Below are 17,195 nucleotides of genomic sequence, written 5' to 3'. Positions count from 1 at the left end.
GGCCGGCTAGCTCGCCGAGCCCGATCCGACCGGAACCGGGGTCGCGGCCACGATCCGCCGCACGATCTCCGCGATGACCGGCGCGCTCTCGTGATGGTGGCCGAGCGCCCTGCTCGTCGGCAGCAGCCGATGCCCGAGCACCGGAACTGCGAGCATGTCGATGTCGTCGGGAAGAACGAAGTCCCTTCCGTCGAGCGCTGCCTTCGCCTTGGCGGCGCGCACGAGCTGAAGAGTGGCACGCGGGCTCGCCCCGAGCCGCAGCTCCCGGTCCTCCCTGGTCGCGCGCACCAGGTCGACCGCATACTGCTTGACGGGCGCCGACGCGAAGACGCTGCGCGCCGTCGCCATCATCGCCCGCAGCTGCTCCGATGTCACGACCGGCCCGATCCGCGACAGGGGACTCGAGGTGTCGCGCGTGTTCAGCATCGCGAGCTCGGACTCGTCGTCGGGGTAGCCCATCGCGATCCGCGCCATGAACCGGTCGCGCTGGGCCTCTGGGAGGGCGTAGGTGCCCTCCATTTCGATGGGGTTCTGCGTCGCGACCACGATGAAAGGCGATGTCAGCCGGTAGGTCGACCCATCGACGGTGACCTGGCGCTCCTCCATGCACTCGAGCAGCGCGGACTGGGTCTTCGGGCTGGCGCGGTTGATCTCGTCGCCGATGACGATGTTCGCGAACACAGCGCCCGGCTTGAACTCGAACCGTCGCTCGGCCTGGTTGTAGACCGACACGCCCGTGACGTCGCTCGGAAGCAGGTCGGGTGTGAACTGGATGCGGCTCACGGTGCAGTCCACGGACTTCGCCAGCGACTTGGCCAGCATCGTCTTGCCCACCCCGGGGACGTCCTCGATCAGCAGGTGGCCTTCCGCCAGCAGGACAGTGAGGGCCGTCCGGACCGCGTCATGCTTGCCGTCGATGACGGATTCCACATTCGCCGTGATCTGCTCGGCAGCGCGTCGCAGTTCGTCGAGGCCCATCTCGTCGGATTCGCCGAGCTCAGTGATATCGCTCGGCGCGACGGACGAGTCCGTCGGCTGGCGCGTCGGGTAGCTGTTCATGTCTCCTGCAGATAGTCGTAGACGGCGGCGGGAACGTAAGGGCTTACATCCCCGCCCAGGGCTGAGACCTGTCTGACCAGCGAGCTCGACACGTGCGCGTTCGCGGGATCGGGTAGGAGGAAGATCGTCTCGACGTCGGCGAGATTGCGATTGACGATGGCCATGGGCGTCTCGTAGGCCACATCGATCTGGGACCGGATGCCTTTGACGAGCACATGCGCACCGACATCCGTGCAGTAGTCGACCAGCAGGCCGACGCTCCACGAGGCGACGACGATGTTGCCCTCGATCCCCGCGTCGTCGATCGAGCGCTCGATGAGGGCGACCCGCTGTGCGATCGGCAGCAGGGCGGCCTTGTCGGGGTTGTGCACCACCAGAACGTGGACCTCGTCGAACAGGCCGGCAGAGCGCTCGATCACATCGAGGTGCCCCAGTGTGACCGGGTCGAACGAGCCAGGGACAACGGCGATCCTGTTCATAGATTCTCAGAATAGCTGCGGAACCCCTGCATTCGTTGTGAATCCGTTATTCAGGATTTTGCTAGGAAGTCGCGTTCCTGAGCGTCCAGCCGGCGGGCGAGGGCTTCTCCCAGCGCCGGATGAGCCGCCAGGCCGCCCGGCGACTCGAGGAGCCCCTGCGCTGCGGCCCGCGCCTCTGCGATCAGTGTCCCGTCCTTCGCGACCCGCAACAATCGCAGCGAGGATCGGCCGCCGGACTGCCTGCTACCGAGCACATCGCCCTCCTGGCGCAGCTCGAGGTCGATGGTCGCGAGCTCGAAGCCGTCGAGGGTCGCGGCGACGGCATCGACGCGCTCGCGCGCCAGGCTCCCGTCCTCGGCGCGGGTGACGAACAGGCACAGCCCGGGGACACCGCCGCGACCGACGCGGCCTCTGAGCTGGTGGAGCTGCGAGACGCCGAACCGGTCCGCATCGAGGATCACCATCGCCGAGGCGTTCGGCACGTCGACACCGACCTCGATGACCGTCGTGGCCACGATCAGGTCGAGTGCGCCGTCGGCGAAAGCGCGCATGACCTCGTCCTTGGCATCGCCGGAGAGTCGTCCATGGAGCACGCCGATCCGCGCTTCGGCGAAAAGAGGATCGGCTCGGAGCTGCGCAGCGATGCTTTCGACGGATGCAGTGGGCACGACGGGTCCGGACCCCGCGTCGTCCTCCTCCAGGCCTTCGCCGTCGTCCTCGACATCCTTTCCCGAGATCGCGGGACACACCACGAAGACCTGTCGCCCCTTGGCGATCTCTTCGGCGGCGCGCTCCCAGACGCGCCGCTCCCAGCCGGGCCGGTCGGCGAGCGGCACCACGAAGCTCTCGATCCCCTGGCGGCCCGCCGGCAGCTCGGCGATCGTCGAGACGTCCAGGTCGCCGAAGACCGTCATCGCGACGGTGCGCGGGATCGGGGTCGCCGTGAGCACCAGCACGTGCGGCGGCGTGCCCGCCTTCAGGCGCAGGGCCTCGCGCTGGTCGACCCCGAAGCGATGCTGCTCGTCGACGACCACGAGACCGAGGTCGAAGAAGGTCACGGCGTCGCCCATCAGTGCGTGGGTGCCGACGACGATGCGCGATTGGCCGGAGACTGTGCGCAGCAGTGCCTTCTTGCGGTCAGCGGTGGGCAGCTGGCCGGTCACCAGGGTCGGCATCAGCTCGGCGGCGAGATCGGGCCCGAGCACCTTGACGATCGAGCGGAGATGCTGCACCGCGAGCACCTCGGTGGGAGCGAGCAGCGCCGACTGCCCGCCGGAGTCGGCCACAGCCAGCATCGCCCGCAGCGCGACGAGGGTCTTGCCGCTTCCGACCTCGCCCTGCACGAGGCGGTTCATCGGGGCATCCTGGGCGAGGTCGGCGGCGATGGCGACGCCGACGGTGGTCTGATCGCCCGTCAGCGCGAACGGGAGCGCCGCGTCGAAGCGTTCGAGGAACCCGCCGGCGACGGGCTTCCGCGGCTCGGCGTGCTGCGCCCGTGCCGTCGCCCGCTGCTGCAGCAGCGCTGCCTGAAGGACGAAGGCCTCCTGGAACCGCAGGGCGTCCCTGGCCCGCTGCCAGTGCGCATCCTTCTCCGGCCGGTGGATGAGTTCCAGCGCCTCGCGGAACGGGAGCAGACCGCGCTCGACGACCAGCGCATCCGGGACGGGGTCTGGCACGTCGCCCAGACCGTCCAGAACGAGCGCAACCGCTTTCTGCACCTGCCAGCTGGCGACCGTGCCCGTCGCCGGGTAGATCGGAATCGGTGTCTCGGCCCAGGAACGGGCGGTCTCCGCATCCGCACCGCCCTCATCCGCTTCGAACAGTTCGTAGTCCGGATGCGCCAGCTGCAGCGCGCCCTTGTAGTCGGAGACCTTGCCGGCGAAGATCCCCCGCACGCCAGGTCGCAGGTCGCGTGAACGCCAGGCCTGGTTGAAGAAGGTGAGGGTGAGGACGCCCTTGCCATCCGAGATGCGCACCTCGAGGATGGAACCGCGCCTGGCGCGCATCGGCCGCTCGCGCACCTCGAGCACCTCCGCGACGATCGTGACGTTCTCGTCGACCGGAAGCTGGGTCAGCGCCGTCAGTTCGCCGCGTCGCGCGTACCGGCGCGGATAGTGGGTCAGGAGGTCGCCCACGGTCGCCATCCCGAAGGCCTTCGCGAAGGCGTTCGCTGTGCGCCCGCCGAGCACGCCGGAGAGCCGGGTGTCGAGAGAGATGACGCCGTCGACCGCCGCGACCGGTGTTCCGCTCATTCTTCGATCGTAGGGGGCGCAACCGTCAAAGCTGCGATCTCCGCCGCGACGTCGGGATCGTCCGGTCGCTGGACCGAGAGCCGGGATTGGATGGCGAGCGCCTCGTCATTGCGGCCGAGTTCGCGCAGGCACCTGGCGACTGTCCACTCGCCCATGAAGCGCTGGTCGGCCGTCCCGAAATCGCGTGCGGCTCCCAGGGCGGCCGCGAACTCCTCGAGGGCAGCAGCCGCGTGACCTGCATCGAAGTAGTGCCAGCCCAGGTTGTTGTGGAGCGCGATCTGCCAGCGCTGGGTCCGCTGGTCGTCAGCGGTGCGCAGCTCGACGAAAGCCAGTCGCGTCCAGTGGTCCTCCTTGCCGCTGTCGGCGAGGGCGAGCATGTGCAACGCGTCGACAGCCAGGAACGGCGAGGCGGCAGCATGGGCCGACTCCAGTGCGCCGAGGAAGAGCGGAACTGCGTCGGCCGCATCACCGGACGACAGCCGGACACGGCCGCGCTCGAGCGCCACCCGGGCGTCGACGACCGGTCCGAGGGCCGGGATGCCGTCGAGCACCGCGTCCGCCTCGTCGTACCGGCCCTGGAGTCCGAGCGCGCGGGCTCGCTGTGTGGCGAGCTCGGCCCGGACCTCGTCACCGCGGGACTCGTCGTCCTCGGCCGCGCGGAACCGGCGCTCTGACTCGGCTGCCTCGCCGTGATCCCAGAGTTCGTCGAGCTCGGCCTGGCCGAGACGCACATCCGTCACATCACCATCATGACCCCGGATGGAACCCGCCGATAGGCTCTACACACCATGACACGCATTGTCGCCGGCTTCGCCGGGTCGCTCGGACTCCAGGTTCCGAGATCGGGCACCCGGCCGACCAGCGATCGGGTGCGGGAGGCGATCTTCTCGGCTCTCGAGTCGCGCGACGCGATCCGCCATGCGCGCGTGCTCGACCTGTTCGCCGGATCCGGCGCCCTCGGCCTCGAAGCGGCCAGCCGCGGGGCCGCAGCGGTGACCCTGGTCGAGCGCAGCAGCGCCGCGGCGCAGATCTGCCGGCGCAATGCCGCCGCCGTGCTCAAGGCAGCGCCGGCGTCAACCAAGCCGGCCATCGAGGTCGCCGCCACGACCGTGCAGTCGTTCCTCACAGCGTCCGGCGCCGAATTCGACCTGGTCTTCGTCGATCCACCGTACGAGCTGTCCGACGGCGAGCTCGTCCATACGCTCTCCACGCTCGTTCCGCGACTGGCCTCTGAGGCCATCGTCTGCGTCGAGCGCAGCACGCGCACGGGCGAGCCGGACTGGCCGGTCGGCCTCGCGCTCGACCGGCGCAAGGACTACGGCGAGACAGCGGTCTGGTGGCTGTCCGCCGACCGATGAAGCGGATACGCGGTGACGCTCAACCAGCGTGGCCGTCCCAGCCGACGTACGGGTCCCAGCCCTCCAGCCCATCGTAGGGGCGGCCGTCCACGAGGACGCCGGCGCCCTCCGCGACGATGCCGATGCGCCGGAACCCGCCCGGAAGCTCGACATCCGGTGGGAACGCGGCCAGCAGGCTGTGGTCCTCGCCGCTCGCCAGTGCCCCGCGCGGATCGCCGCCGAGAGCCGACGAGTCGATGGCGATCGCCACGCCACTGGCCGCCGCGACCCTGCCGGCATCCAGGGCGAGTCCGTCGCTCAGGTCGAGCATCGCGGTGGCCCCGGCACGCGCGGCGAGCGGGCCGTCCGCGATCGGCGGATGGGGACGCAGCTGCGCCACGATCACCTCCGCGTGGTCGCGGAGCAGGTCCGCGGCACGCTCCCGGCTCGGTCGGCCGTCGGCGTCCACACCCGAGCCGAAGAGCATCCGGAGCCCCTCTCCTGCCGCCCCCAGCAGACCGGACACCGCTACGACATCGCCCACGCGAGCCCCGCTGCGGAGCACGGGATCCCGGCCTTCGAGGTCGCCGAAGGCGGTCACGGCGATCGTGAAGGTTCCGGAGACCGACAGGTCGCCGCCGACGACACCGCAGCCGGGAGCGAGAGCCGCACAGGCCTCCCGGAGCCCGTCGGCGATGGCCTCGAGCTCCGCGACGGGGGTCTCCATGGGCGCCGCGATCGCCACCACGAGCGCCGTCGGCACCGCCCCCATCGCCGAGACGTCCGAGAGGTTCGTCGCCGCCGCCTTCCAGCCCAGGTCGTACGGCTCCGACCATCCGCGCCGGAAATCCGGGCCGTGCACCATCATGTCGGTGGTCACGACATAGCGGCCGTCCGGGGCGGCGAGCACGGCGGCATCGTCACCGGGCCCAACGATGGCGACCGACGACTGGGGCAGCCGCGGGAAGATCCGCCGCAGGGTCTCGCCCTCGTGCACCGACCCGAGGGTGTCGCCGTCGGACCCTGTGCTCCCAGCCATCGTCATGAATGAAACGGTAGCCTGAAAGGGATGTCACTTCGTCCCACCGCCCTGCTCGCGGTCATCCTCGCCGGCGCAGGGCTGGCACTCACGGGATGCGCGCCGACCGTCTCGCTCGACCCGGCCGCCGACGCCAACGATCCCGGCTGCGCCGAGATCTCCGTGCGGCTGCCTGACACTGTCGCCGGAGAGGCGAAGCGCGAGACCGACGCGCAGGCCACCGGCGCCTGGGGCGACCCGGCTGTCGTCCTGCTGCGGTGCGGCGTACCGCCGATCGGACCCACCACGAAACCGTGCGTGAACGTCAACGGCATCGACTGGGTGCTGATGACCGACCCTGCGGCGAAATCGATCGTCTACCAGACCTTCGGGCGCACACCGGCGACCGAGGTCATCATCGACCACGTGCACGGCGTGTCCGATGCCTCCGTGCTTCCGGAGTTCGCGAGCGCGATCGCCAACGTCGAACAGAAGCAGAAGTGCCTGGACACGCTCGACACCCAGACCTCAGGGGCGACCTCGGCGCCCACGGGCACGCCTGTTCCGACCGCGACGGGCGAACCGACGGTCACGCCCGGGCCCCATCCGTCGAAGTAATGCCTCAGTACGCGGCGCGGGCCAGTGCGACCTCGATCAGTTCGTCGATGAGCGCCGGGTAGCTCAGCCCGGACTCCTGCCAGCACCGAGGGAACATCGAAATCGGCGTGAAGCCGGGCATCGTGTTGATCTCGTTGATCACGAAACCGTCCGCGGTCAGGAAGAAGTCGACGCGCGCGAGCCCTTCGCCGCCGATGGCGTCGAACGCGCGGATCGCGAGCTCCTGCATCGTCGCGAGCTCACCGGCGCTCAGGTCGGCCGGACAGACCAGCTCGACGCCGGGCGCGTCGAGGTACTTCGCCGCGAAGTCGTAGAACTCTCGGCCGGTCATGACGATCTCGCCGGCGACGGAAGCGCGGGTCGGCTCACCCGGACGTCCTCCGAGCACCGCGACCTCGACCTCGCGTCCGACGAGCCTCGACTCGACGAGCACCTTGTCGTCCTCGGCGAACGCGACCGCGAGCGCCGAGTCGAGTTCCGAGGGATCGGCGACCTTGCTCACCCCGACCGACGAGCCCGCACGGGCGGGCTTGACGAACACGGGCAGTCCGAGTGCTGAGACCGCTTCGCGGACCGCAGCCGGGTCCGTCGCCCATTCGAAGGCCGACACCGTCCGCCACGGCGCCACCGGGACTCCGACATGCTGAAGGACGGTCTTCGTGAAGTGCTTGTCCATGCCGAGGGCACTCGCGAGCACTCCGCTGCCCACGTAGGGCAGGTCGACGAGTTCGAGCATCCCCTGAACGGTGCCGTCCTCACCCCAGGGGCCGTGCAGGATCGGGAAGACCAGGTCGACATCGCCGAGCGACCGAGCGGAGCCGTCCGCGCCCGTCACGGTGAGCTCGCGGGTCTCCGCGCTCTCCGGCCAGTGCACCCTGGTTCCATTGTCGGGCACGACCGGCATCGACTCCGGGTTCAGCGCGAAGAATGCAGCATCGTCCGGCTGGAGCGTGAAGGAGCCCGCTTTGGTGATGCCGATCGGGATGACGTCGTAGCGCTCGCGATCAATCGCGGCCAGGACTCCCGCTGCCGTCGCGCAGCTGACCGAGTGCTCGCTTGATCGACCCCCAAACAGAAGAGCGACTACGAGTTTGTCCGTCATCGATGGTCCTTTCACCCTGGGGTTCGTCCGAATCCGTGGTGAGATGCGGCGCGATGTCTTTCGGTTCGAGCGTACCGGCGAGCACCTGGCTCACCTGTCGCACGATGGGCATCTCGACGCCGCGCGCCTCGGCGAGCGTGAGGATGGGAGCGACGGATGCCAGGCCCTCAGCGGTCTGGTTCATCTGCTTGACCACCTCGGTGAAGCTGTACCCCTGGCCGAGCAGGCGTCCCGCCGTGTTGTTACGTGACAGCGACGACTCGCAGGTCGCGATGAGATCGCCGAGCCCCGCGAGCCCGGAGAGCGTCTCGGGCTGGGCGCCGTAGGCGACGGCGAAGTCGGTCATCTCGACGAGGCCGCGCGTGATGATCGACGCCTTGGTATTCTCGCCGTAGCCGACGCCGTCGACGATGCCGATCGCCACGGCGATGAGGTTCTTGAGCACCCCGCCGAACTCGGTCCCGATCACGTCAGTGTTCACGAAACTGCGGAAGTAGCGGTTCGTTGCGGCCATCGCAACAGCCTGTGCCGTCTCCAGGCTCGCCGACGAGACGACCGCGGCCGTCGGCTGCTCCCTGGCGATCTCGAGCGCGAGGTTCGGACCCGAGGCGACGGCGATGCGCTCCTCCTCGATCGGAAGACCCTGCGCGATCACCTCGCTCATCCGGAGCCCGGTGCCCTTCTCGACGCCCTTCATCAGGCTGACGACAACGGTCGTCGGGCCCAGGTGCGGCGCGATCGCTGCGAGGTTGCCGCGCAGCGACTGGCTGGGGATCGAAATGTACACCTGCTCGGCGCCCCGGAGCGCCTCTTCGAGGTGCGCGGACGCGCGCAGGTTGCGCGGCAGGTTGATGCCCGGCAGGTAATCGCTGTTGCGACGGCCCTCCGTGATCTCACGCGCGAGCTCCGGGCGCCGCGCCCACAGGACGACCTCGGCGCCCCCGTCGGCGAGGATCTTCGCGAACGTGGTCCCCCAACTGCCCGCACCCAGCACCGCGACCCGACGCGGTGCGACGACCTTCTTCTGGCTAGCCATCAAAACGGCCGGTCTCCTTCTGGTCGTGCTCGGCGGGATTCCAGCGTTGCGCCGGAGGCTCCTCCCCGCGCAGGTCGGCGAGCAGCGCGGTGATGCTGTCCATGATGACGGTCGTCGCCTCGTTGAGCGTCGCAGCGTCGAGGTTTCGGCCCCGGAACGCGGACAGGTCGACGGGGTCACCGATCTTCACCGCGATCGTCTTCGGCGGGAAGAAGCTGATCTTCTTGGAGTACCGCGCCATGACCCGTTGCGTGCCCCAGTGGGCGACAGGGATCACAGGGATGTCATGCTCGAGCGCCATCCGGGCGGCTCCGGTCTTGCCGCGCATCGGCCACAGGTCGGGATCGCGGGTGAGCGAGCCCTCCGGGTAGACGATGACGATCCCGCCGGAGTCGACCAGTTTCTCCGCGGCCGCCAGGGAGGCGTTGCCGCGCGCATTGCTGCGCTCGACAGGGATCTGGCCCGACCGGCGAAGGAACCAGCCGACGACGGGGACCCGGAAGAGGCTCCCCTTCGCCAGGAACCGCGGAACCCGCCCGAGCTTCCAGCAGACGGCGCCGATCATCACCGGGTCGATCTCGCTGTAATGATTCGGCGCGACCACATAGGCGCCGTTGCGCGGGAACTTCTTTCCGTCGGTGATCGTGAAGCGCGCCATCAGCCACACGATGGGCAGGACCAGCCCCGCGAGTACCCAGAAGATGGACGGTCGCGACCGCTCGGAACGCTGGCGTTTCACCGGCTTCGCAGGGCTTGACGGTACGACGGGCGACGGCTGGGCGGCAGGCTTCTGCTCTGAAGACGGTTCGGGCACGAACCTATTATCCTTCGAGAACGAAGTCGGCTCCCAGCAGCTCGAGCTTGGTGATGAAGTTCTCGTACCCGCGGCTGATGATGCCGACGTTACTCACAGTCGAGGTTCCCTCGGCGCTCAGCGCTGCGACGAGGTGGCTGAAGCCTCCGCGCAGGTCGGGAACCTCGATGTCCGCGCCGTGCAGGCGCGTCGGACCGGTGATCACCGCGGAGTGGTTGAAGTTGCGCTGCCCGAAGCGGCACGGGTGCCCACCGAGGCATTCCTTGTGGATCTGGATCGTGGCGCCCATCTCGACGAGCGCGTCAACGAAGCCGAACCGCTGCTCGTAGACGGTCTCGTGAACGATCGACACGCCGTTGGCCTTCGTGAGGGCGACGACGAGCGGCTGCTGCCAGTCCGTCATGAACCCTGGGTGCACATCCGTCTCGATGACGACCGGCTTGAGCTCACCACCCGGGTGGTAGAACCGGATGCCGTCGTCGTGGATCTCGAAGGCGCCTCCGACCTTGCGGAACACGTTGAGGAAGGTGAGCATCTCGGGCTGACGGGCACCGCCGACGAAGATGTCGCCGCTGGTCGCAAGCGCCGCCGCGGCCCAGCTGGCGGCCTCGTTGCGGTCGAAGAGCGCCGTGTGCGTGAAGCCTTCGAGGCGGTCGACGCCTTCGATGCGGATGACGCGATCGGTGTCGACCGTGATGATCGCACCCATCTTCTGCAGGATGTTGATGAGATCCATGATCTCGGGCTCGATGGCCGCGCCCTTGAGCTCGGTGATGCCCTCGGCACGCACTGCGGTGAGCAGGACCTGCTCCGTAGCGCCGACGCTCGGGTACGGCAGCTCGACCTTCGCACCGTGCAGGCCGTTCGGGGCGGTCATGCGGATGCCGCTCGGGAGCTTGTCGACGATCGCACCGAACTTGCGCAGCACTTCGAGGTGGTAGTCGATCGGCCGGTCACCGATGCGGCAGCCACCGAGGTCGGGGATGAACGCTTCGCCGAGCCGGTGCAGCAGTGGTCCGCAGAACAGGATCGGGATGCGGCTGGAACCCGCGTGCGCGTCGATGTCGGCCATGTGCGCGCTCTCGACGTTGCTCGGGTCGAGCAGCAGCTCGCCTTCGTCGGCGCCATCGGTCACCTTGACGCCGTGGATCTCGAGCAGCCCGCGCACGACGCGGACGTCGCTGATGTCGGGGACATCGCGGAGCACGCTCGGGCCCTCGCCCAGAAGAGCGGCGACCATCGCCTTGGTGACGAGGTTCTTCGCACCCTTCAGTTCGATTCGTCCGCGGAGCGGGATCCCGCCGTTGATCGTGATCCGATCGCCTTTGAGTCCCACATGTGCGCCTGCGGCTTGTGCGTCCTGAAGAAGTGAGTTCACTGCGTTTTCACCGGTAACGTCTTGGGCCGCCAGCTCTCGCGGCGGGCTTCGAATTCTGTGATGTGCGCTTCGTCACGCAGGGTCAGGCCAATGTCGTCCAGGCCTTCGAGCAACCGCCACCTAGTGTAATCATCGATCTCGAACGAAACCGTGAGGTCACTGATGCTCGCAGTTCTGGCAACCAGGTCCACGGTGGCTTCTATTCCCGGGTTCGCTTCGATCGCCGTCCACAGTCGCTCGGCGTCTGCCTCGCTGATCTGGCCGGCGAGGAGGCCCATCTTGCCCGAGTTGCCGCGGAAGATGTCCCCGAAACGCGGACTGAGCACCGCCGTGAAGCCGTAATCGCGCAACGCCCAGACGGCGTGCTCCCTGGACGAACCGGTGCCGAAGTCCTGGCCCGCGATGAGGATCTTGCCTGCGCGGTACGGCTCCTGGTTCAGGACGAACTCGGGATCCTGGCGCCAGGCGTGGAAGAGCGCGTCGTCGAAGCCGGTCTTCGTGACACGCTTCAGGAAGACGGCAGGGATGATCTGGTCGGTGTCGACGTTCGAACGCCGCAGGGGCACGGCGACACCGCTCAGGGTCGAGATCTTGTCCATCAGGCGTTCACCTTCTCTCCGGACTGCGTATTCGACGAGTCATTTCGCGGAGTGTCGCCAGAACCGTCGCCTTCGAGGTCCCACGGGCTCGAGAGCGTTCCACGGATCGCCGTCGCCGCGGCGACCACCGGGGAGACGAGATGTGTGCGGCCTCCCTTGCCCTGCCTGCCCTCGAAATTGCGGTTGGACGTGGATGCGCAACGCTCGCCCGGCGCCAGCTGGTCGGGGTTCATGCCGAGACACATCGAGCAGCCCGCGAAGCGCCATTCGGCGCCGAACTCCTCGACGATCTTGTCGATGCCCTCCGCCTCGGCCTCGATGCGCACGCGTGCACTGCCGGGAACGACCATGACGCGAACACCGTCGGCCTTCGTGCGGCCTTTGATCACGGAGGCGAAGGCACGCAGGTCTTCGATGCGGCTGTTGGTGCAGGAGCCCATGAAGACCGCATCCACCGGGATCGCCTTCATCGCGGTGCCCGCCTCGAGGTCCATGTACTCGAGGGCTCGCTCCGCAGCGGCCCGCTCGTTCGCATCGGCGATCGTCGCCGGATCGGGCACGGACCCGCTCAGGGAGACACCCTGGCCAGGGTTGGTTCCCCAGGTCACGAAGGGTTCGAGCTCGTTCGCGTCGAGGTACACCTCGGCGTCGAAGACCGCATCGTCGTCGGTGGCGAGAGTCTTCCAGTACGCGACCGCATCGTCCCAGTCCTGGCCGTGCGGTGCGTGCGGGCGACCCTCGAGATAGTCGAAGGTGGTCTGGTCGGGCGCGACCATGCCCGCACGGGCGCCCGCCTCGATCGACATGTTGCAGATCGTCATCCGCCCCTCCATCGAGAGCGAACGGATGGCGCTGCCGCGGTATTCGAGCACGTAGCCCTGGCCACCGCCGGTGCCGATCTTCGCGATCACCGCGAGGATGATGTCCTTGGCCGTCACGCCAGGGCGCAACTCGCCCTCGACGGTGATGGCCATCGTCTTGAACGGCTTCAGCGGCAGGGTCTGGGTCGCCATGACGTGCTCGACCTCGCTGGTGCCGATGCCGAACGCCATGGCGCCGAAGGCTCCGTGCGTCGAGGTGTGCGAGTCGCCGCAGACGACGGTGATCCCCGGCATCGTGAGGCCCAGCTGCGGGCCGACGACGTGCACGATGCCCTGCTCGATGTCGCCCAGCGAATGCAGGCGGATGCCGAACTCCTCGGCGTTGCGACGCAGCGTCTCGATCTGGGTCCGGCTCGTGAGGTCGGCGATCGGCCGGTCGATGCCGATGGTCGGCGTGTTGTGGTCTTCAGTCGCGATCGTGAGGTCGGGACGGCGGACGCTCCTGCCGGCCATCCGCAGGCCGTCGAACGCCTGCGGGCTGGTCACCTCGTGCACCAGGTGGAGATCGATGTAGATCAGGTCGGGCGACCCGTTCTCACCCTTGACCACGAGGTGGTCGCGCCACACTTTCTCGGCCAGGGTGAGGGGCGTGTGCGTTGTCTCGGTCGCACCGGTCTCGTCGAAATTGCTCATGTCCGCGAATACTCCTTGCTTGCTTGGTGGTCAGCCAACGACAAACTCCGCGACGAGTGAGGCCTCAGATCAGGACTCGTCGCGGCAGCTAAGGAGAAGCAGACCGTACAGCACCTCCGCAGTTTATCACCGGGGCGGGGCGGGTCAGGTCTGCGACCGCACGACGACGACGGTGACGTTGTCCCGCCCGCCCGCCGCGACGGCCGCGTCGACCAGCTCCCTGGCGGGATCGGCCGCCGGATCGGACAACGCCTTCACCAGGAGGCCGGCGATCTCTGGGTCGGTCAGCTCGCGGGTCAGCCCGTCCGAACAGACCAGGAAGACCTGCTCCCCCGCTGCAGGGACGATCCAGGTGTCCGGGTCGACGTCGTCCTCCGCGCCGAGCGCGCGGGTGATGATGTTGCGTTCCGGGTGGGAGTCCATCTGCGCGGCGGTGATAAGCCCTGCCTCATAGAGCTCCTGCACGGCGGAGTGGTCGACGCTGAGCTGCTCGAGGCCGCGGCCGTCCCACCCGTACAGTCGCGAATCGCCGACGTTGAGGGCCAGCAACGCCGCGCCATCGTCGGTCTCGACCTCGACGAGCCCGACCAGCGTGGTGCCGGAGACGGCCGCACCGATGTCGTCCGGGAGCGAGAGGGCGCGCACCTCCGTGTTGGCGGCCGCGATCGCCGCACGCACCGCATCCGGATTCGCGGGCGCCTCGTCGGGGAACGCCGCCGTGAAGACCCGGATGGCCGCCTGGCTGGCCGCGTCGCCCCGGGCGTGGCCACCGAGCCCGTCGGCGACCAGGAACAACGGCCGTCTGGCGATGAAGGAGTCCTCGTTGAGGGCGCGCACCCGGCCCACATCCGTCCACGCCCACACATCCGTGATGGAACTCATCGGCCCGCGCTCTCCTCGTTCGACGACTCGTCGGTCGTTTCGTCGCCGGAAATCGCTTCGGCGACGGTGACACCGGTGAGGCGAAGTTTCACCAGGCTTGCAATCGTAGCGACAGCCATCGAGCAGAGGATCACAGCCAGCGATGTCCACGTGCTGATCTCGGGCGCCCACTCGACGGGATGCCCGCCGTTGATGAACGGCACTTCGTTCGCATGAAGTGCGTGGAAGACTAGCTTCACGCCGATGAACGCGAGGATGAAGGCGATGCCGTACTTGAGGTATTCCAGTCGGTCGAGAAGGTGCCCGAGCAGGAAGTAGAGCTGCCGCAACCCCATGAGCGCGAAGACGTTCGCCGCGAACACGATGAACGGGCTCGTCGTGATGCCGAAGATCGCGGGGATCGAGTCCAGCGCAAAGAGCAGGTCGGTGGTGCCGAGGGCGAGGAACACGATGATCAGCGGCGTGAACATGCGCGTGCCGCTCACCGTGGTGCGCAGTTTGAAACCCTCGTACTGCTTCGACACCTTCAGCCGCTTGCGCATGAACCGCACGAACGAGTTCTCCTCGTCCTCGATGGCCTCGTGCGAGCTGAACGCCTGGTGGACGGCGGTGTAGAGCAGGAATGCGCCGAAGAAGTAGAAGATCCAGCTGAAGCTCGCGATCAGGGATGCGCCGAGCACGATGAAGATCCCGCGGAAGACCAGCGCGATGATGATCCCCACCATCAGCACTTCCTGCTGGTTCTTCCTCGGCACCGCGAACCTGGTCATGATCAGCACGAAGACGAACAGGTTGTCGATGCTGAGGCTGTATTCGGTCAGCCAGCCGGCGAGGAACTGCCCGGCGTGTTCCGCGTCGCCGATGAGGTACATCAGCAGGGCGAACAGCAGCGCCAGCCCGACGTAGAAGACCACCCAGAGCGTGGACTCCTTCGGGCTCGGGATGTGCGGGCGCTTGATGACGAGAAGCAGGTCGGCGGCCAGGATCACGACGAGGACGATCGCCGAACCGATCTCGAACCAAGCAGGAAGAGCGAGCTCCACGGAAAACCTTTCGAAGGGTGCCGAAAACGGCCCGAAAGTCTCTCCCGCATCCACAGGTTCCGGATGCCGCCGTGCCCGGGACCGTATGGACGATCCGTGATGACGTTCACGACGCGGGCCCTCACCAGGCCCTTCGGGATACTCCCCTTCGCGTCTTCGATCTTATCGGATCGCCCGGTGGCCCCGTCCCGTCATGGGTGGTGCAATTGTTGTTGTGGTGTCCGGTTGGCGGGTGCGGTGTCGACGTGTCTGTAGAGGGTGCCAGGGAGGCACCGGGGTGGGCACTCACCGAACACGTCCTGCCGGGATCTGATCATGAGGGGCTGTCAGACGGCGACGACAGCCTGGTGCTCTTGCTTCTGTGCTGCCACCCCTCGCTACCCGTCGCCTCGCAGATCGCGCTGACGCTCCGCGCTGTCGGAGGTTTGAGCGTCGCCGAGATCTCCCGCGCGCTCCTCACCTCCGAACAGACCATCACCCGGCGCATCACCCGCGCGAAACGGACAATCAAGGAGAGCGGAGTGCCGTTCGCGATCCCGGCTGACGGGGCAGACCGACTCGCTGCCGTGCTGCGGATCCTGTACCTGATCTTCAACGAGGGATACGCAAGCACCTCCGGGACAGAGCTTCTGCGCCAAGACCTCTGCGACGAAGCGATTCGTCTCACGCGGGTCCTGCACGGCACGCTCCCGCGCGACAGTGAAGTCACAGGTCTGCTCGCTCTTATGCTTCTCGTGCACGCGAGGCGTCGAGCACGCACCGCCTCGGACGGGTCTCTCGTCACCATGGCGGAACAAGACCGTCAACTATGGGATCAGGACGCAATCATCGAGGGCGTCGGCCTTGTCACGCGCGCCCTGCCTTCCGGTCCCCTCGGCCCCTACCAGTTACAGGCCGCGATCGCCGCCGTCCACGACGAAGCCATGACCGCTGAGGACACCGACTGGCCACAGATCGTTGCCCTCTACGACCTCCTGCTCCGCGTCGACCCGAGCCCCATCGTTGCGCTGAACAGAGCTGTCGCTATCAGCGTCGTCCGCGGCCCGCGCGCAGGACTTCAGCTACTCGCCGACCTCCAAGACGACGAGCGCTTGCAGGCGAACCGACGCTTCCACGCCGTCCGTGCTCACCTTCTGGAGCAAAGCGGCGACCAAGACGCAGCGATCACTTCATACGAGGCGGCGGCCAAGCGCGCGACCAACCAGCAACAACGCCGGCACCTCGAATTCGAGATCGCCCGACTCCGCAAATCGGAGTGAACCACCGCCCGGCGACAGTTGCAGAGCATTGTGAGAAATGAGCACTAGGAGAACCGAATCATGACCATTCTTACGTGATCCGGGGCACGTCCCTCGGCACCTGCTCGAGAAAGTCCTTGAGCGCCCGTAAGGTGCGACGATTCTCGGATCTGACGGCCGTGACGACGATGAAATGTACGGCTTTGATCAGGCCGCCGGTCAGGATCGTGCCGGTTCGGCGAACCCGGGTTTCCCCGTCGATCGGCGTCAACTCGTATCGGCTCGTGATCGTAATCGTGCTGCCGCCTGAGCGGTGGGGGGCGGCGGCCTGGTGGAAGACCAGGAGTCGGTCAGGCTCGCACGCGAGTACCGTGCCTTGCGCCGTGCCGATGAGGCTCGCGTCGCTGTAGCTCGTACCCGTTCGGAGCGGTTGGTTCCGCTCAGCGGTGGTACGCGAGCCGGGAAGCCATTCCCCGTAGCCGTTCAGATCCGCGAGGGTTGCGTACACACGTTCCGGGCTTGCGTTGATCCGGGCCATCAGAATGCTGTCGGTCACGAGTGGGAGCCTAAACGACGCCGAAGTGCTGCCACCGGACCGAATCGCGCACGCAGCAACGACCAGACAAAAAGCCCGGACACCAGTGAATGACTGGTATCCGGGCTGTTGGTGACCCCAGCGGGATTTGAACCCGCGTTACCGCCGTGAGAGGGCGACACACACCCGCGATTCTTCAGCGAACAAGACCGTGGATCCCAGTAAACCAGCGGAACTGAGAACACACCCAATCAGGCAGCGTCGCCACCGCAAGCAAGAAGCTCAGCGCGG

The 17,195-nt window shown here is 67.6% G+C and carries 17 protein-coding genes; 3 read left to right on the top strand and 14 right to left on the bottom strand.

Annotation, left to right across the window (positions count from 1 at the left end; translation table 11 throughout):
* Positions 1–6: 6 nt before the first annotated feature.
* Genes ACV7NN_RS18915 through ACV7NN_RS18900 form a run of 4 tightly spaced genes read right to left on the bottom strand, consistent with a single transcriptional unit; the run spans position 7 to position 4,530 of the window.
* Positions 7–1,059, bottom strand: coding sequence for an AAA family ATPase (locus ACV7NN_RS18915; protein WP_463351095.1), 1,053 nt, complete (start codon positions 1,057–1,059; stop codon positions 7–9).
* On the bottom strand, positions 1,056–1,538 hold the full coding sequence (gene coaD, locus ACV7NN_RS18910; RefSeq protein ID WP_463351094.1) for a pantetheine-phosphate adenylyltransferase: 483 nt from the start codon (positions 1,536–1,538) through the stop codon (positions 1,056–1,058). The genes ACV7NN_RS18915 and coaD overlap by 4 nt, the downstream gene beginning before the upstream one ends.
* Positions 1,539–1,588: 50 nt before the next feature.
* Positions 1,589–3,790 carry an ATP-dependent DNA helicase RecG gene (locus tag ACV7NN_RS18905; protein ID WP_463351093.1) on the bottom strand — a complete coding sequence of 734 codons (2,202 nt, stop codon included), beginning with the start codon at positions 3,788–3,790 and terminating at the stop codon, positions 1,589–1,591.
* Complete coding sequence (locus ACV7NN_RS18900; RefSeq protein WP_463351092.1) at positions 3,787–4,530, bottom strand: hypothetical protein; 744 nt, start codon at positions 4,528–4,530, stop codon at positions 3,787–3,789. The genes ACV7NN_RS18905 and ACV7NN_RS18900 overlap by 4 nt, the downstream gene beginning before the upstream one ends.
* A 48-nt stretch (positions 4,531–4,578) precedes the next feature.
* On the opposite strand from ACV7NN_RS18900, the gene rsmD reads away from it, so the two are divergent.
* Complete coding sequence (rsmD, locus tag ACV7NN_RS18895) at positions 4,579–5,148, top strand: 16S rRNA (guanine(966)-N(2))-methyltransferase RsmD (RefSeq protein WP_463351091.1); 570 nt, start codon at positions 4,579–4,581, stop codon at positions 5,146–5,148.
* 19 nt (positions 5,149–5,167) lie between these two features.
* Here the strand turns inward: rsmD and thiL are convergent, their stop codons facing one another.
* The gene (gene thiL / locus ACV7NN_RS18890; RefSeq protein WP_463351090.1) at positions 5,168–6,172 is read right to left on the bottom strand and encodes a thiamine-phosphate kinase; all 1,005 of its coding nucleotides are present in this window, start codon (positions 6,170–6,172) and stop codon (positions 5,168–5,170) included.
* A gap of 24 nt (positions 6,173–6,196) precedes the next feature.
* Here thiL and ACV7NN_RS18885 point away from each other — a divergent pair, with 24 nt between their 5' ends.
* On the top strand, positions 6,197–6,763 hold the full coding sequence (locus ACV7NN_RS18885) for a DUF3515 family protein (protein WP_463351089.1): 567 nt from the start codon (positions 6,197–6,199) through the stop codon (positions 6,761–6,763).
* Between the two features lie 4 nt (positions 6,764–6,767).
* On the opposite strand, the gene ACV7NN_RS18880 is transcribed toward ACV7NN_RS18885, so the two are convergent.
* The 8 genes from ACV7NN_RS18880 to ACV7NN_RS18845 form a co-directional block, all read right to left on the bottom strand.
* Complete coding sequence (locus ACV7NN_RS18880) at positions 6,768–7,865, bottom strand: D-alanine--D-alanine ligase family protein (RefSeq protein WP_463351088.1); 1,098 nt, start codon at positions 7,863–7,865, stop codon at positions 6,768–6,770.
* Positions 7,768–8,901: an NAD(P)H-dependent glycerol-3-phosphate dehydrogenase gene (locus tag ACV7NN_RS18875; protein WP_463351087.1), complete on the bottom strand. Its 1,134-nt coding sequence runs from the start codon at positions 8,899–8,901 to the stop codon at positions 7,768–7,770. The genes ACV7NN_RS18880 and ACV7NN_RS18875 overlap by 98 nt, the downstream gene beginning before the upstream one ends.
* Complete coding sequence (locus ACV7NN_RS18870; RefSeq protein ID WP_463351086.1) at positions 8,894–9,715, bottom strand: lysophospholipid acyltransferase family protein; 822 nt, start codon at positions 9,713–9,715, stop codon at positions 8,894–8,896. Before ACV7NN_RS18870 ends, ACV7NN_RS18875 begins: the two co-directional genes overlap by 8 nt.
* A gap of 7 nt (positions 9,716–9,722) precedes the next feature.
* Positions 9,723–11,093 carry a UDP-N-acetylglucosamine 1-carboxyvinyltransferase gene (murA, locus tag ACV7NN_RS18865; RefSeq protein ID WP_463351085.1) on the bottom strand — a complete coding sequence of 457 codons (1,371 nt, stop codon included), beginning with the start codon at positions 11,091–11,093 and terminating at the stop codon, positions 9,723–9,725.
* Positions 11,090–11,692 (bottom strand): 3-isopropylmalate dehydratase small subunit, encoded by a 603-nt coding sequence (leuD, locus tag ACV7NN_RS18860; protein ID WP_463351084.1) that lies wholly within the window; start codon positions 11,690–11,692, stop codon positions 11,090–11,092. Before leuD ends, murA begins: the two co-directional genes overlap by 4 nt.
* On the bottom strand, positions 11,692–13,206 hold the full coding sequence (gene leuC, locus ACV7NN_RS18855; RefSeq protein ID WP_463351083.1) for a 3-isopropylmalate dehydratase large subunit: 1,515 nt from the start codon (positions 13,204–13,206) through the stop codon (positions 11,692–11,694). The genes leuD and leuC overlap by 1 nt, the downstream gene beginning before the upstream one ends.
* Positions 13,207–13,350: 144 nt before the next feature.
* Positions 13,351–14,088 carry a PP2C family protein-serine/threonine phosphatase gene (locus tag ACV7NN_RS18850; protein WP_463351082.1) on the bottom strand — a complete coding sequence of 246 codons (738 nt, stop codon included), beginning with the start codon at positions 14,086–14,088 and terminating at the stop codon, positions 13,351–13,353.
* Positions 14,085–15,131 (bottom strand): TerC family protein, encoded by a 1,047-nt coding sequence (locus ACV7NN_RS18845; RefSeq protein ID WP_463351081.1) that lies wholly within the window; start codon positions 15,129–15,131, stop codon positions 14,085–14,087. The genes ACV7NN_RS18850 and ACV7NN_RS18845 overlap by 4 nt, the downstream gene beginning before the upstream one ends.
* Before the next feature lie 245 nt (positions 15,132–15,376).
* On the opposite strand from ACV7NN_RS18845, the gene ACV7NN_RS18840 reads away from it, so the two are divergent.
* Complete coding sequence (locus ACV7NN_RS18840; protein WP_463351080.1) at positions 15,377–16,390, top strand: RNA polymerase sigma factor; 1,014 nt, start codon at positions 15,377–15,379, stop codon at positions 16,388–16,390.
* Between the two features lie 70 nt (positions 16,391–16,460).
* On the opposite strand, the gene ACV7NN_RS18835 is transcribed toward ACV7NN_RS18840, so the two are convergent.
* Positions 16,461–16,925, bottom strand: a complete 465-nt coding sequence (locus ACV7NN_RS18835) for an SRPBCC family protein (RefSeq protein WP_463351079.1) — start codon at positions 16,923–16,925, stop codon at positions 16,461–16,463.
* Between the last annotated feature and the right edge of the window lie 270 nt (positions 16,926–17,195).

The organism is Leifsonia sp. Ger2509, assembly GCF_055231915.1.
Note: the sequence above shows the minus strand (reverse complement) of the source record. Positions and strands in the feature narration are given on the sequence as shown.

Excerpts from the sequence above, each read along its gene's own strand:
- ACV7NN_RS18915 (WP_463351095.1), bottom strand. The coding sequence starts at position 1,059 with ATGAACAGCTACCCGACGCGCCAGCCGACGGACTCGTCCGTCGCGCCG.
- coaD (WP_463351094.1), bottom strand. The coding sequence starts at position 1,538 with ATGAACAGGATCGCCGTTGTCCCTGGCTCGTTCGACCCGGTCACACTG.
- ACV7NN_RS18905 (WP_463351093.1), bottom strand. The coding sequence starts at position 3,790 with ATGAGCGGAACACCGGTCGCGGCGGTCGACGGCGTCATCTCTCTCGAC.
- rsmD (WP_463351091.1), top strand. The coding sequence starts at position 4,579 with ATGACACGCATTGTCGCCGGCTTCGCCGGGTCGCTCGGACTCCAGGTT.
- thiL (WP_463351090.1), bottom strand. The coding sequence starts at position 6,172 with ATGACGATGGCTGGGAGCACAGGGTCCGACGGCGACACCCTCGGGTCG.
- ACV7NN_RS18885 (WP_463351089.1), top strand. The coding sequence starts at position 6,197 with ATGTCACTTCGTCCCACCGCCCTGCTCGCGGTCATCCTCGCCGGCGCA.
- ACV7NN_RS18880 (WP_463351088.1), bottom strand. The coding sequence starts at position 7,865 with ATGACGGACAAACTCGTAGTCGCTCTTCTGTTTGGGGGTCGATCAAGC.
- ACV7NN_RS18875 (WP_463351087.1), bottom strand. The coding sequence starts at position 8,901 with ATGGCTAGCCAGAAGAAGGTCGTCGCACCGCGTCGGGTCGCGGTGCTG.
- leuD (WP_463351084.1), bottom strand. The coding sequence starts at position 11,692 with ATGGACAAGATCTCGACCCTGAGCGGTGTCGCCGTGCCCCTGCGGCGT.
- leuC (WP_463351083.1), bottom strand. The coding sequence starts at position 13,206 with ATGAGCAATTTCGACGAGACCGGTGCGACCGAGACAACGCACACGCCC.
- ACV7NN_RS18850 (WP_463351082.1), bottom strand. The coding sequence starts at position 14,088 with ATGAGTTCCATCACGGATGTGTGGGCGTGGACGGATGTGGGCCGGGTG.